Genomic DNA, 14,660 nt, shown 5'->3' on the forward strand with positions numbered 1-14,660 from the left:
TCCCCGTATTCACCACATTCCGGTACGCGATTCGGGAGATTCCGTCGATTCCAGCGGCGACGCAGCCTCTGTAGCCCGGATGTAGCGATCCCGATACCTCGGGGCAACACTGAGAAACCACGGCGAAACACGCGCTCCATAGCGTCGTAGCCATGTATACAGATGTGTCGACAGGGGCGAATACGGCCGCAGCGTCCGTGGTCGGCTCCGCCCGGGGGCAGGCCACCGGCTCGGCCTCGGATACCGTCTACGCCGCACTGCGCGATGACCTGCGCGCCGGCACGGTCTACCCCTGGGACCGACTGACCGAGAAGACGGTGGCCGCCCACTTCAAGGTCTCCCGGACGCCGGTGCGCGAGAGCATCGCTCGGCTCGTGGCCGAAGGTCTGCTCCAGCGCCACCACGACGGCTTCGGCCTGGTCTTCCCGGATCCGGAGACCCTCGGCGGGCTCTATGAGGCGCGCCTGGCCCTGGAGCTGCAGGGCATCCGCCGCGTCGCCGAGGGCACCGCCGACTACGACCAGCAGACCCTGGACGAGCTCACCCGCGAGTGGGAGGCGCTGCAGGACCACCCGCCGGAGGCCAGCCCCCGGTTGGTGGCCGAGGACGAGAAGTTCCACAGCCGCCTGCTCGGCGCCGCCGGGGAGCCCGCGCTGGTCGCCGTCCTGGGCCACGTCAACGACCGCATCCGCGCCCTGCGCATGTACGGCTACATCACCAGCGATCGGCTGGCCAGCGCCACAGCTGAGCATCTGGAGATCCTGCGGCTGCTGCACGGGCAGGACTATGACCAGGCGCAGACCGTGCTCACTCAGCACATCAACACCTCCCGGAACGCCGCACGGTCCCGGGCCCTGCACGACAACCCCGCCAGCGGCTTCCTGCGCCAGTCGCCCTATCTGGGCGGACCATGAGCGCACCCAGTCCGACGCCGGCACCCAGCCCGACGCCGACGGCCCGGCACCCAGCCCACCAGCCCCTTTCCCACACTGCTCCATCGAGGAGGAGAACCCATGCCGAAGACCGGACCGCTGAGCGCGCTGACCCTGGCGGCCGCGCTGGTCGCCCTGTCCGCCTGCGCCGAGGGGGACGTGGAGGTCACCGCACAGGATGACTTCCCGAACACCGGTATCGAGATGGTCATCCCGTATCCGCCCGGCGGCGGCTCCGATGAGCTGTTCCGGATGATGGCCCGCCACGCCTCCGAGGAGCTGGGCGTGGAGATCACGCCCACCAATGTGGACGGTGCCACCGCCACGGTGGGCTCCCGCCAGGTGCTGGACTCCACGCCGGACGGCTACACCATCCTGGCCTCCCACCAGGTGATCTCCGGGGCGTATCACAACGAGATCGTCGACTATGGCTTCGAGTCCTTCGAACCCATCGCCCTGGGCACGGTGACCCCTCATCTGCCCTCCATCAGCACGGAGTTCGCTCAAGAGCACGGGATCGAGGACCTCCAGGACTTTCTGGATCACGTGGAGGCCAACCCCGATGACGTCAACTGGGGCTTCACCACCGGTTCTGAGGATCACTACAGCATCGCCGCGATCCTCGACGGTGCCGGGTTGGACCCGGGCAGCCTGAACTACGTCAACTATGACGGCACCGGACCGCAGTACGCCGGCGTCGTCGCCGGAGAGATCCAGGGGATGACCGGTGACTACGCCTCCGCACAGGGCTATATCGAGGACGGCAGCCTCATGCCGCTGGGCATCGTGGCTGAGGACCGCGACGACAACCTGCCCGAGCTGCTCACGGTGGAGGAACAAGGTGTGGACCACACGCTGACCGTGGACCGCGGCTTCTTCGCCCCGGAGGGGACGCCTGAGGAGCACATCGAGGTCATCGCCGAGGCCTTCGAGGCCGCCATCAACAGCCCTGACTTCCAGGAAGAGGTGGAGGCGGCCGGCTCCTACGCCCATTTCCTGGGTCCGGAGGAGTACCAGGATCATCTCGATGACCTCGACGAGGCCATGGCCAGCCTCGCCGATGAGATGCAGGAGTTCTGAGCATGGCTGATCGCGTCTTCGCCGTCGGGCTGATGGTGCTCGTGGCCGCCTTCTGGCGGGAGACCGCCGAGCTCGCCGGGGCCTCCGGAGGCTCTCCGGTGGGACCGGCCTTCGTGCCGCGCGTCGTCCTGGCCCTGATCTTCGGACTGTCCGTGCTGCTGCTGGTCCAGAGCGTCCTGCAGGCCGAGAAGGCCGTGCGGATGACCGGCATCAGTGACTTTCTGAAGCTGCACTGGCGTGTCCCTGTGCTGCTGGCCGGATTCGGAGTCTATGTGGCGCTGATGGAGGGTATCGGCTTCACCTGGGCCTCGGTGGCCTTTCTGTTGGGCTCCTTCGCGCTGCTGATCCGGGAGTACTCACGGGGGATCCTCATCGCCTCCGCCGTCATCGCTGTGGGCCTGCCGTTCGGCCTGGAGTGGCTGTTCGAATCCGCTCTGAACACGTTCCTGCCCTAGGGGAGAGGAAGACATGGACCTCGTACACATCCTCGACGCCGCCGGAGAGATCCTGGCGCCGATGACGCTGCTGAGCATCATGCTCGGCGTGTTCTTCGGCATCATCGCCGGCTCCATCCCCGGGTTCACCTTCACCATGGCCCTGGTGCTGGCCTTCCCGTTCACCTTCGCCATGGGGCCCATCCCGGGGCTGGCGCTGATGGTGGGCATCTATATCGGCGGACTCTCCGGAGGCCTGATCGCCGGAACGTTGTTGGGCATCCCCGGCACGCCGTCCTCGGTGGTGACCATCTTCGACGGCTATCCGATGACCAAGAACGGGGAGCCGGCCCGAGCCCTGGGCATCGGCATCGGAGCTTCGGTGATCGGCACCATCCTGGGCGCGATCGTGCTGTTCCTGCTCGGTCCGCTGATCGGCCGGCTGACGTTGAACTTCGGGCCCTGGGAGATCTTCTCCCTGGTGCTCTTCGCGCTGACCCTGGTGGCCGGACTCTCCGGCGATCACCTGGTCAAGGGCCTGATCTCCGGGCTGCTGGGTGTGCTGATCGCGATGATCGGGGTGGCGCCCACCGGCCAGCTGCGCTTCAACTTCGAGAACCCGCAGCTGCACGGCGGCCTGGACGCCATTCCGGTGCTGATCGGGCTCTTCGCGGTCTCCCAGCTGCTGATCAACGTGGAGGAGTCGCGGGTGGACACCCGCGGCACCGGCTCAGTGCATAAGATACGGCTGCCCGTGCCGCGCGTGCTGAGAGACCTCTGGCGGGAGAAGGTCAACGTGGGCCGCTCCTCCATGATCGGCACCTTTGTGGGCACCCTGCCCGCGGCCGGGGCGGAGTCGGCCAACTTCATCAGCTACGACCGCGCGCAGAAGGCAGAGAAGAAGGAACCGGAGCGCTACGGCAAGGGCCACCCGGGCGGCATAGTCGCCTCCGAGGCCTCCAACAGTTCCGTGGCCGGCGGCGCGTTCATCCCCACCATCTCGCTGGGCATCCCCGGCGATGTGGCTCAGGCGATCATGATGGGCGCGCTGATCCTGCACGGGATCGCACCCGGTCCCGGGCTCTTCGAGCGTGAGCCGGTGCTGGTGAACTCCGTCTACCTTTCGATCATCGTGGCAGCCGTCGGGGTGCTGATCATCCAGACCCTGCTGCTGCCCTTCTTGGCCCGGGTGACCCTGGTGCCCAAGGCGGTGCTGGTGCCCAGCGTCCTGGTGATGACCGCCGTCGGCGCCTTCGCCCTGAACAACCGGACCTTCGACATCTGGCTGGTGCTGGTCTTCGGCGTCATCGGCTACTTCCTGGTGAAGCTGGGCGTGCCGCTGCCGCCGATGATCCTCGGCCTGATCCTGGGCGGAACCATGGAGCAGTCGCTGATCCGCGCCCTGCAGATCGACGACCAGGTCTCCGCGTTCATCACCCGCCCGATCTCCGGCATCTTCCTGGCCCTGGCGCTGGCCTCGCTGATCTTCGCGCTCTGCCGCGGCATCCGCGGCACCCAGCGCCGCCTCCAGGAATCGTCTGATCAGGGCACCCCTGAGCAGGACGACGACGCCGACGGTTCCGAGGCCGAGACCTCCCATCTGACCGACACCCGCACCACCTGAGAAGAGGAGAACCTTATGAAATCCCCACGCACTCTGCTCCCCGCCGCCGCGGTGATGGGCTCGATGCTGCTGGTCAGCTGCACCGGTGAGCCCGACGGATCTGCCGAAGGCGATGACGAGGTGATCACGGTGGCCACACAGCGCCAGCCGCACCTCTACGCCCCCTACGTCTATGAGGACTTCGCCCCGGAGGGTGTGACCATCGAGGTGGTCCCGATGGACAACTCCACCGACCAGGTCCAGGCGCTGATCTCCGGAGACGTGGACTTCGCGCTGACCGGTGTCCCAACCGTCATCACCAGCGTCTCCCAGGGTGAGGATGTCACGCTGATCGGCTCCGGCGCCGACGGCGGCAGCGGCCTCATCGGAGACGCAGACATCGACGGCATCGCCGACCTCGAGGGACGCGAGATCGCCCACGTCCCCGGCTCCTCCCAGGAGATGGCCCTGCGGACGCTGCTCGAGGAGGAGGGGCTGGACCCGGACACCGATGTGGAGCTGGTGAACCTGGGCTATGCGGATATGTATGACGCACTCAGCGCAGGAGACGTGGATGCCTTCGCCGGTGCTGAGGTGGGAGTCTCCATGGCGCTGCTGGACGGCTTCGAGCCGGTGGGCGACATCTATGAGACCCCCTTGGGCTCGGTGAACATCGGCTTGGCCACCACCGGCACCCTGGCTGAGGAGGATCCCGAGCTGGTCGACCAGATCCTGGATGCCCATGCTGAGGCGGTTCAGGAGCTGGAGTCCGACGAGGAGGTCTGGATCGAGGGCGCGGCCACCCAGTTCGGCTTCGAGGAGGAGGTCCTGGAAGAGGCGGTGCAGAACATCTGGCTGGGCTCCGAGATCGATGAGGAGTACCGCAGCAGCATGGAGGCGCTCACCGAGAACATGGTGGAGCTGGACGTGATCGACGAGGCCCCGGAGATCGACGACGTGGTCACCGAGGTGGACTGATATGACCGCCACTCTGACCCACGAGAAGACCGCGGAGGCCGCCGCTGAGCCGCAGGCTCCGGCACCACGGCAGATGCCCCGCCTGCGCTCTCCCCGCTGGGGTCGCCTGGTCCTGGCCTTCCCGGTCCCGCTGGCGGTGCTGCTGATCTGGCACCTGGGCGTCCAGTTCGGCTGGACCCTGCCCTTCGGCATCCGCATGGCACAGCTCCCGACGCCGGCCGATGTGGGCGTGCGCCTGGCTGACCTGTTCGTCGGCGGCCTGCTGCCCAGCCCCTTCAGCGGGGAGGTCTACCAGCACATCTGGGCCAGCCTGGTGCGGGTGGCCTACGGCTTCGGCCTGGCTGTGGCGCTGGCCGTTCCCTTCGGCGTCATCCTGGGGCGCTCGGCCCTGGTGATGAAGCTCTTCGAACCCACCATCAACGTCATCCGGCCCATCCCGGTGACCGCCTGGGCGCCGTTGGCGCTGATCATCATCGGCATCGGAGACCGCTCGGCGATCTTCCTGGTCTTCCTCGCGGCCTTCTTCCCCATGCTCATCAGCACCGCCGCAGCCGTGGCCCAGGTGCCGCCTCGGCTGCTGGAGGCCGCGGCCATGCTGGGCATGCCGCGCTGGAAGCGGATGGTCGCCGTCGTCGTGCCCTCCTCCATCCCCGGGATCTTCAGCGGTCTGCGCGTGGGGCTGGGACTGGCCTGGGCGCTGCTCGTGGTCGGCGAGATGGTCGGCATCAACATCGGTCTTGGCGCCATGATCTTCGAGGGCCGGCAGCTCAACCAGATCGACCTGATCATGGCCGGGATGGTGATCATCGGCGTGCTCGGTTTCCTGACCGACCGCCTGCTCACCGCCCTGCTGAAGCTGCTGTCCCGAGGTCGTCCCGTTCTGCAGGAGGTCGCATGACTGCATCAGTGAAGACCGGCGCCATCTCCATCCGAGGAGTGGGCAAGAGGTACAGCGAGGACGCCCCCTGGGCGATGCGCGGATTCGACCTGGAGGCGGCTCCGGGGGAGCTGGTCGCCATCGTCGGGGCCAGCGGCTGCGGCAAGAGCACCGTGCTGCGCATGGTCTCAGGCTTCGAGGGGCCCACCGAAGGGGAGATCAGCCTGGACGGTGCGCCCATCAAGGCTCCGGGGCCGGACCGCGGGTTCGTCTTCCAGGACTACGGGCTCTTCCCCTGGCTGACCGTGGCCGAGAACGTGGAGTTCGGTCCCAAGCAGGCCGGCCTGGGACGGGCCGCACGTAGGGAGCGGGTCCAGGAGTATCTGGAGCTGGTGGGACTGACGCGGGTGCGCGCCTCCTATCCGCATCAGCTCTCCGGAGGCATGCAGCAACGCGTGGCCATCGCTCGCGTGCTGGCCAATAAGCCCACAGTCATGCTGATGGATGAGCCCTTCGGGGCGTTGGACGCGCTGACCCGTGAGCAGATGCAGGCAGACCTGGCCGATATCCGGCGCCGGGTGGGGACCACGGTGCTGTTCGTGACGCACAGCATCGAGGAGGCGGTCCAGCTGGCCGACCGCGTGGTCATCATGACCGGCGGGATGTCCCATGGGGTTCCGGGGCACATCCGGCGGATCGTCGACATCGAGCTCGGTGAGGAGCGCGACCCCACCAGCACGGCCTTCACCGACCTCGAGCGGGCCATCTCAGAAGAGGTCCACGCCAAGCTCTGACCTGCCAGCGTCGAATTGCGTACCCCGTTGTCGTGAATGGAGCACACGATTCGCGTATTCACCACAACGCGGTACGCAATCCGGCGCCGCCCCAGAGCTGCTGGGGATCAAGCACGTCGTTTCGCGGCAGCGAGCAGATCAACTCCATGGCCGCATATCGGGTTCAAGGTTTCCCCCGTAGGTGAGATCACCAGTGGCCCGCAGGACATCGGCCGACACGAGGCCAGCCTCGGCTACAACCCAGCCCGCGAGTCCTCATGCGGTCGACGAGGAGAGCTGGTGACTCCGGGCCGGTTCAACGCTGGCGAAGGGCTGACTCCAGATGCTGGCGCATGAGGTCTGCGGCCTCAGCAGCCCGGTGGGCATCGATATGGCGCACGAGCTCTGTATGCTCCTCGATGGACTTCTCCCACCTCTCATCGGTGCGCAGCGTGGTGGGTGTCACCGACATGGACTGCACCCCGTATTTCCGGTTGGCCTCCAGCAGGAACGGATTGCCGGAGGCCTGCCAGATCTCTTCATGGAATCGGTAGTTCAGGTCACGCCGCAGCTCCGATGAGGGGTTTTTCAAGCCCTGCTGCTCAGCCAAGGAAGCTTCCAAACGGATGATGGTGTTCTCGCTGCGACGCATCGCCGCCAGTCGGCAGGCCTCAGACTCGAGCAGAGCGCGGGTCTCATACAACTGGCCCAGCCGTTCCTCGTCCCAGACCGTCACCCGGGTACGACGATTTTGCCGCTCTGCCAGACCATCTTCGATCAGTCGGGCGACTCCCTCTCGGACCGGGGTCCGAGAGGTGCCCGTCAGATCAGCTATGGCGCGCTCATTCAGATCGTCTCCCTGTGCCAAGGTCCCATCGAGGATCTTGGCCCGGAGCTGGTCATATACCACATCGACCTGAGAGTTCTTCGTCATGAAGCCGCGCACCGTCCCGCAATACGTCCGAATACGATTCCCGCAGCGAGTCCAGAGCCTCCGGGATAGTTCTCGCTAAACAGTCCACCGAGTGCTTCGCCGCATGCGAAGAGCCCAGGGATCGGGGTCCCGTCCAACTTTAGTACACGGGCGCATTCGTCCCCTTTGAGCCCACCGAAGGTGAAGGTGATACCGCACGTGACGGGATAGGCATAGTATGGTGGCTCCGAGATGGCGTTGGCCCAGTTCGATTTCACCGGCGCAGTACGCGCGATTCGGCCATCTTTGACATTGGGATCGAACTCCGCAGAGGTATCGATGGATCGGTTGAACGCCGCTATGGTCTCTTCCAGCCCAGTCTTGTCTATGCCGGTCTGTGCGGCGAGCTCCTCCAGCGAGCCTGCGATGTGCTCGCCCACGCCAGGCACCTCGTACTCCTCAGCGCGCAGCATCGGCCGCAATGGGGCATCGAAGATCTGCCAGGCGATGGCCCCAGGCTGCATGAGCACCTCTTTGCCGTACTTGGCGTAGGTGAGGTTGCGGAAGTCTGCCCCCTCATCCACAAATCGTCGACCTTGACGGTTTACGATGATTCCAAGGGGGTAGCTCTGCCGAGTCAGACGGTTGGTGACCTCAAAGTTGGACTCATTGCCCACGAAACCTGCGTCCCACTGCGTGGCGTGGCCGGACGACCAGTCCCCGCCCTTGGCTGCGCCCAGGGCAATGGCCTCTTCGAGCATGGTGCCGGTGTTGAAGGGCGTGCCGCGGGTCACCGCGTGGTACCACTGCTGCCCCATGTGTTCGGCGCGCATCTGTCTGCTTGCTTCAAAGCCTCCGCTGCCCAAGACAGTTGCCTCGGCACGAACAGCATATTCTTCACCGTCCTTTTCGAACACGACGCCGGTCACCGCACCTGCCACTTCCACAAGGCGAGTTGCACGGGCTTCGTAGATGACCTCTATGCCCGACTCTGCGGCGATGGCGAAGTGATCGCGCATGAGGCCTTCACCGCCGTCGACGTTGCCCACATGCAAGCCGCCCCAAAAGAGGAAGCTGCCATCCGGGCGCTCATATGCCTGGCGCTCGTACATAAGGCGGTACTTCATCCCCTTGGCTTTCAGCCACCGCATATCTCCTGAGACTCGGGATGTCAGTGTCTCAGTCATCCGAGGATCATTCCGCCCCCGGGTGACCTTCTTCAGGTCGGCGGCGTAGTCCTCCGCTGTGTAAGCCGGAACCTCACTGCGGCTGTGGCGCTCATCCGGCTCGACCAGGTCCTTCAGGCTCTCAAGACCCTCATGGGTCATTCGCGTGGCACCAGCGGTGAAGTAGCTGTTGCCACCTGCTTGCTCCTTCGGGGCAGCCTCCAACATCAGGACCGTTTTACCTTCGTCTCGTGCAGCATGAGCCGCGCACATCGCTGCATTGCCGGCCCCGACCACGAGGACATCTGCTGTATAGGTGTACATTAGGGCTCCTAGGGTATACCAAGAGACCTAAGAAGCATGCCAACTGCTCTTATGTGGTGTCAACACCTCGGCCCTTACGCCGCGCCACGTCCATGAGGATGGATCGGAAGGCCACCTCGGCAGGCGAGTAGACCCGTTCTTCGCGCTGAGCCATCATTACGGAACGGACCGGCCCTTGCTCTCCCAGCGACAGCACGCGGACATCGGGGTGTTGTACGGCTACTGCTCCACGCGGCGCCATGGCAACCCCAATGCCGACACTGACCATGGCCTGAACTTCCTGGTAGTTATTGGCGTACAGCGTGATGGACGGCCGGAAGCCTGCGCTCTCTGTGGCGCGCTCAAGGACTTCGACGACGGGGTGGCGGTTGGCCCGCACGATCCAGGACTCGTTGCGCAGCTCTTCAAGGCGCACCTCTCCGCGCTCTGCGAGTGGGTGGTGCCTGGAGACCAGGATCACCGATTCTTCTTTGAAGAGTTCCTCCACGCGTGCGCCGTCGATGTTCACCGGATTCCATGGGTACTCCCAGAGGAAGGCGATGTGGGAGCGGCCTCGCTCCAGGTCATCCATAAGCAGATCCAGTCGACCGCTCTTGAGGGCGAGGTTGATCGCCGGATAGCGAGACTTGAAGGTTTCGATGACCTCCGGCAGAAAGGAGGCTGCAACAGTCGGGAACGCGCCGACGATCAGCGATCCGCGGTTTCCTTCAGCCAGGTCCTTGAGGTCTGCGGAGGCGGCATCGAGCTGGCGAAGCACCTTTCGCGCATGGTTGACCAGAATGTGGCCAGCATCAGTGGGAACGATGCCGCGAGCCCTGCGCCTGAGCAGCGGCTGATCCACCTCACGCTCAAGCTTCTTCAGCTGTTGGGAGACGGCTGAGGCGGTGTAGTCGAGCTCATCTGCGGCGGCGGTGACCGAGCCGTGCTCGACAACATGGACAAGAATTGCAAGCCTCTGAGGGTTAAGCATTTAGTGATTCTAAACTATTGCTAACTTGCTGTTCCAGAATGTTCACTCTCGGGATCAGCGAGTCTAAAACTGCCCATAGTGGCCCTCCGTGTCGTAGTGAGGTGCTCCGGGCGGGCCATGAATCCTAGAAGCCCTCTCCATGAGTTAAGTTCTACTACGTATGTAGTCAGCAAATGAACATTGATTTCATATGTGGTCGCCACCACACTCGTCTATGACCCAGCGAAGTGTGATGGAGGACATATGGCAGAGGTTACGGGAACCTGGATCCGTGGAGGCACCAGCAAATGCTGGGTGTTTGAGACCGAGGACATAGAGGCCACCGGTCTCACCCCGGATGAGTTCCTGCCCCGCATCTATGGTAGCCCCGACCATCGGCAGCTCGACGGCGTGGGTGGTGCCACCTCCACGACCAGCAAAGCCATGCTGCTCTCCCGCTCGGAGGAACCAGACATCGACGTCGTCTACACCTTTGCCCAGGTGGGGATCGACGAGCTCAAAGTCGATTGGGGCAGCAACTGCGGTAACTGCTCAAGTACAGCCGGCCTTTATGCCGTGGAGCAGGGCTGGGTGGAACTAGCCCAGGACATGACTTACGTTCGCACCTATAACACCAATACCGGTCAGCTTATCGTTCAGCGTATCCCCACCCCTGGTGGCGCGCTGCCGGAGAGCCCCACTGCAATGATCCCTGGCACCTTGTACCCGGGATACGAAGTCGGACTGGGCTTTGTGGAACCGTCTGGAAAGACCTTGGGAGCGCTGCTGCCGACAGGCAGAACCCGCGAGGACCTCTCCGTCGCCGGCACCTCATGGCCGGTGACCTTGGTCGACGCCGGTGCCCCGGCGGTCATCCTCCCGGCAGAGGCCGTGGGCCTCGTCAAGATTCCTCATGAAGACTGGACCGATGCTGTTCGCGCACGCCTGGCAGAACTGGACCAGGTACGGCGGGCCGGTGCCGTGGCCATGGGAATGGCCACCACAGCCGGCGAAGCCGAACGTGCGGTACCCAAACTGGGAATCGTGGGACCCTCCCGCACAGACGGTGCGGACCTGGAAGTGCTCATGCTCTCCATGGGCCACCCTCACCCAGCTATGCCGATTACCGGAAGTGTCGCGATGACCATGGCGTCATTCACCGCCGGGACATGGCCAGCAGAATTCGCTGACGCTGACGCTGACCCGCAGAACCTGCGGCTGCGCACTCCAGCTGGTGTGATCGCCACATTCGCCGATGATTCAGGACCCCAGCTCATCGTTGGAGCCGATCGGACCGCCCGGACCCTGGCCTCGGCCAGGCTTCATCTGCCTGCACCTGTTCCTATGACAGCAGTCTGAACTTCACCCTACGGGACCTGCCTCAGGAGCTGGTCTGTGACCCATCTGCACCCGAATCTTCAAGGATAATGCAATGTCACATCGTATCTCCCGGAGAAACTTTTTCCAACTGGGCGCCCTCGGCGGAGCTGCTGCTGCGCTCTCTGCATGCGCCCCACAGCAAGCTGCTTTCAACCCGTCCGGACCGGGCATCATCGACACTGTGGTTCCCTACGCCACCGGCGGCGGCACGGACAGCTGGGCGCGCTTCATCGCTCCCTATTTCGCCGATGTTCTCGAGGACGCACAGCGTTTCCAGATCGAGAACATCACCGGCGGGGAGTCTGTCACCGGCACGAACGCCTATGTGGATTCTGGAGTCAACGACGGCTCCTATCTCCTGGTCAGCTCAGGAACCACCTATTTCAACGGGATCCTCGAGCAGGAGAACGTCCGCTATGACTTCACTGGAATGACGCCGCTGGTGCTGCATGGGACCGGATCGGTGATGTATTCAGGAGCCGACAGCGGCATCACCTCCATGCAGGAGCTGCTCGAGCGCGGCACTGAGGCAACGTTCGGCGGCATCTCCGCGGCAGGTCTGGACCTGCTTCCAGTGCTTGCCGTCGAAGTTCTCGGCGGGGGCATCACCAGTGTCTACGGCTTTGAGGGCAATGGCCCCATCCGTTTGGCCTTGGCACGTGGTGAGATCGACGTCGGATTCGACACCACCTCCACCTACTTGGGGCAGATCAAGCCAGAAGTGGATGCCGGGGAAGCCTTTCCGCTGCTCTCAGTGGGAGTCCTCGACGATAACGGCGAGGTGGTGCGCGACCCCGCGATGCCCGAGATCCCCACCCTGGAAGAGATCCATCGGGATCTTCACGGCACCGGCCCCTCCGGTCCGGCATACGAGGCGTACCAGGCTTTTGTCACCTCTGGCTTCTACTACCAGAAGGGCTTCTGGACCAACGCAGGCGATGACGACGACGAACTGCAGGACCTCTACGCCGAGGCGGTGGAGACCCTCAACAGCGACGAGCAATTCCTTGAGGAAGCCGCAGGCGCCCTGGGTGGATACGAGCTCATGCCTGGAAAAGGCAACTTCGAGGCATTCCGGGACTCGCTGAACATCAGCCAGGAGACCCTCGACTTCACCAAGACATTCCTCACCGAAGAGCACGGTGCGGCCCTGGCCTGAACCTGCCGACTGAGACAGAAAGTACCTAGACATGTTTGAAGCAGCCACTGAGGCGCTATCCAGTTTCGCGGATCCCGCGATGCTGCTCTACCTTGGCGCCGGAGTTTTGGTCGGGTTGATCATCGGTGTGATTCCTGGCCTGGGTGGAACTGGCGCAGTAGCCGTTCTCCTCCCGTTTGTCTTTGTTCTTGAACCCAATCAGGCCATTGCGCTGATCATCGGCGCAGTCGCGGTGGTCCACACCTCAGATGTCATCACCTCGGTGGTCCTGGGCATACCTGGGTCAGCCTCAGCGGCAGTGTTCCTGCTGGATGGCAACACCATGGCGAAGAAGGGCGAAGGCGGACGCGCCCTGTCTGCCAGTTTCATCGCCTCAACCCTAGGCGGCCTACTCGGCATTGTGGCGCTGACCCTTGTGATCCCGGTGGCGCGCCCCGTGGTGACAGCTTTCGGCTCACCGGAGATCTTTATGCTGATCCTGCTGGGTATCTTCCTCACCGCCCTGCTCTCTCAGGGCAATATGCTCAAAGGCCTGCTCATCGCCTCCTTCGGGCTGGCTTTGGGCATGATCGGCATGTCCCCGGTCTCAGCGGAGTATCGCTACACCTTCGGCTCTGAGTACCTGATGGAGGGCATCGGCCTGGTCGCGGTGGCTCTGGGTATCTACGGTGTCGCCGAGATCATTGACCTGGTGGCGCAGCGTGCCGCCGTCGCAGATAAGAAGGACATGGCACTTGGCGGCGGCTGGAGCAAGGGTGCCCGTGACGTCTTCCGCTACAAGGGCGATGTGCTGCGCGGCTCTGCGGTGGGCATCGGATCCGGCATCCTGCCCGGCGTCGGCGCCACGGCAGGGGCTTGGTTGGCCTATGGTCAGGCTCGAGCCATCGGCAGCCGAAAGCAGGATGCACGTTTCGGCAAGGGTGATCCGCGCGGTGTGATCGCTCCGTCGGCAGCTAGCAACGGGATCGAATCCGGTGCGCTTATCCCCACGCTGCTCTTCGGCGTTCCCGGGGCCGCACCGTTTGCGCTGCTGCTGGGTGTGCTGCTGATCTTCGGGATTCAGCCTGGCCCGGATCTCATCGAACAGGATCTGGACCTGGTGTACTTCATCGTCTGGTCCTTCGCGATCGCTGCGGTGGTCGGCGCAGTGTTGGCCTTCTTCATGGCACGCCCGCTGGCCAAGCTGAGTTTCGTCCGGTTCCCTGTGCTGGCCGCCGCGCTGGTGCCGCTGCTGTTCATGAGCGGATTCCAAGAACCGCTGAACCTCAATGTCTTCTACGTGATGCTCGCCCTGGGTGTGGTCGGATGGATCTGCAAGATCACTAACATTCCGCGTGCGCCTTTCTTGATCGCCTACGTTCTGGCTGTTCCGCTGGAACGCTACTACTTCATCACCGTCTCGGCCTTCGAACCGGGCGAATGGATGACCCGCCCGTTCGTCGTCGTCGTGGCTCTGCTCCTGGTGGGCGTGACCGGCTACCAGATATGGAAACGCAGCCGCAGGTCAGCCTCGGCCTCTGAGAACCAGGCGAGCGCGACGGCGCCGGACGGAACAGCTCCCCATGGTTCAGAGCTCGAACCGGTGCCTGAGAAAGAGGGTGAGGCTGAGGCCGAGCCGGAATCCTCGCCGACGCCTCCGTCTTTCGTGCATCTGCTGGTCAGCGGCGGCATGTTGCTGTTCTTTATCGCCGGCCTGCTGTTGGCCGCTGGCTTCTCTGATACTGGCCGGCTGTTCCCCTTCATCGTGGGTGGCCTCGGCGTCGCACTGAGTCTATGTGCTCTGGTCAAAGATATTCGGGAGACCCGGTCTTCAGGTGGTCTGGGCCGGGTCGGTGCCGCGTTCAGAGATCAGCTCAAAGTGGTCGGCATCTCCCTGGCCTGGATCCTCGGTTTCATCTGGCTGGTGCTCTTGGTGGGTATGTTTGTGGGCACTGGCATCTTCTCTTTGGTTTTCCTGCTGGTGGTGGCCAGAATGAAGCCACTGCCCGCAGTGATCTACACAGCGGTGATCGTAGCGGCGTTGTGGGCGCTGACGGAGTTCGCCGAGCTGATGGCTCCGGTGGGCTGGTTCCTCTAGGTCCACCGGATCGAA

Annotated in this window: 13 protein-coding genes; 10 read left to right on the forward strand and 3 right to left on the reverse strand. The window is 64.1% G+C overall.

Annotation, left to right across the window (positions count from 1 at the left end):
- Nucleotides 1-152: 152 nt before the first annotated feature.
- The 7 genes from IEW85_RS02350 (at nt 153) to IEW85_RS02380 (ending at nt 6,698) form a co-directional block, all read left to right on the forward strand.
- Nucleotides 153-914: a GntR family transcriptional regulator gene (locus IEW85_RS02350; protein ID WP_188682537.1), complete on the forward strand. Its 762-nt coding sequence runs from the start codon at nt 153-155 to the stop codon at nt 912-914.
- 99 nt (nt 915-1,013) lie between these two features.
- Complete coding sequence (locus IEW85_RS02355) at nt 1,014-2,012, forward strand: Bug family tripartite tricarboxylate transporter substrate binding protein (protein WP_188682538.1); 999 nt, start codon at nt 1,014-1,016, stop codon at nt 2,010-2,012.
- Between the two features lie 2 nt (nt 2,013-2,014).
- Nucleotides 2,015-2,467: a tripartite tricarboxylate transporter TctB family protein gene (locus IEW85_RS02360; protein ID WP_188682539.1), complete on the forward strand. Its 453-nt coding sequence runs from the start codon at nt 2,015-2,017 to the stop codon at nt 2,465-2,467.
- A gap of 13 nt (nt 2,468-2,480) precedes the next feature.
- Nucleotides 2,481-4,070 carry a tripartite tricarboxylate transporter permease gene (locus tag IEW85_RS02365; RefSeq protein ID WP_188682540.1) on the forward strand — a complete coding sequence of 530 codons (1,590 nt, stop codon included), beginning with the start codon at nt 2,481-2,483 and terminating at the stop codon, nt 4,068-4,070.
- A 15-nt stretch (nt 4,071-4,085) separates the two neighbouring features.
- Complete coding sequence (locus IEW85_RS02370; protein ID WP_188682541.1) at nt 4,086-5,027, forward strand: ABC transporter substrate-binding protein; 942 nt, start codon at nt 4,086-4,088, stop codon at nt 5,025-5,027.
- Nucleotide 5,028: 1 nt separating this feature from the next.
- A complete protein-coding gene (locus tag IEW85_RS02375; protein WP_229658738.1) occupies nt 5,029-5,925 on the forward strand; it encodes an ABC transporter permease in 897 nt (298 codons plus the stop codon).
- Nucleotides 5,922-6,698 (forward strand): ABC transporter ATP-binding protein, encoded by a 777-nt coding sequence (locus IEW85_RS02380; RefSeq protein WP_188682542.1) that lies wholly within the window; start codon nt 5,922-5,924, stop codon nt 6,696-6,698. Before IEW85_RS02375 ends, IEW85_RS02380 begins: the two co-directional genes overlap by 4 nt.
- Nucleotides 6,699-6,993: 295 nt before the next feature.
- On the opposite strand, the gene IEW85_RS02385 is transcribed toward IEW85_RS02380, so the two are convergent.
- From IEW85_RS02385 to IEW85_RS02395, 3 genes are read right to left on the reverse strand one after another with little or no spacing between them, the layout of a single operon-like run.
- Nucleotides 6,994-7,611, reverse strand: a complete 618-nt coding sequence (locus IEW85_RS02385) for a GntR family transcriptional regulator (protein ID WP_188682543.1) — start codon at nt 7,609-7,611, stop codon at nt 6,994-6,996.
- Nucleotides 7,608-9,080, reverse strand: a complete 1,473-nt coding sequence (tcuA, locus tag IEW85_RS02390) for an FAD-dependent tricarballylate dehydrogenase TcuA (protein WP_188682544.1) — start codon at nt 9,078-9,080, stop codon at nt 7,608-7,610. The genes IEW85_RS02385 and tcuA overlap by 4 nt, the downstream gene beginning before the upstream one ends.
- Nucleotides 9,081-9,129: 49 nt before the next feature.
- Nucleotides 9,130-10,050, reverse strand: a complete 921-nt coding sequence (locus IEW85_RS02395) for a LysR family transcriptional regulator (protein WP_188682545.1) — start codon at nt 10,048-10,050, stop codon at nt 9,130-9,132.
- A 243-nt stretch (nt 10,051-10,293) separates the two neighbouring features.
- Here IEW85_RS02395 and IEW85_RS02400 point away from each other — a divergent pair, with 243 nt between their 5' ends.
- From IEW85_RS02400 to IEW85_RS02410, 3 genes are all read left to right on the forward strand, one after another.
- The gene (locus IEW85_RS02400; RefSeq protein WP_188682546.1) at nt 10,294-11,388 is read left to right on the forward strand and encodes a PrpF domain-containing protein; all 1,095 of its coding nucleotides are present in this window, start codon (nt 10,294-10,296) and stop codon (nt 11,386-11,388) included.
- Between the two features lie 73 nt (nt 11,389-11,461).
- A complete protein-coding gene (locus IEW85_RS02405) occupies nt 11,462-12,568 on the forward strand; it encodes a twin-arginine translocation signal domain-containing protein (protein ID WP_188682547.1) in 1,107 nt (368 codons plus the stop codon).
- A 31-nt stretch (nt 12,569-12,599) separates the two neighbouring features.
- Nucleotides 12,600-14,645 carry a tripartite tricarboxylate transporter permease gene (locus IEW85_RS02410; protein ID WP_188682548.1) on the forward strand — a complete coding sequence of 682 codons (2,046 nt, stop codon included), beginning with the start codon at nt 12,600-12,602 and terminating at the stop codon, nt 14,643-14,645.
- The last annotated feature ends 15 nt before the right edge of the window (nt 14,646-14,660 follow it).

The organism is Nesterenkonia cremea, assembly GCF_014642675.1.
Taxonomy (GTDB): domain Bacteria; phylum Actinomycetota; class Actinomycetes; order Actinomycetales; family Micrococcaceae; genus Nesterenkonia; species Nesterenkonia cremea.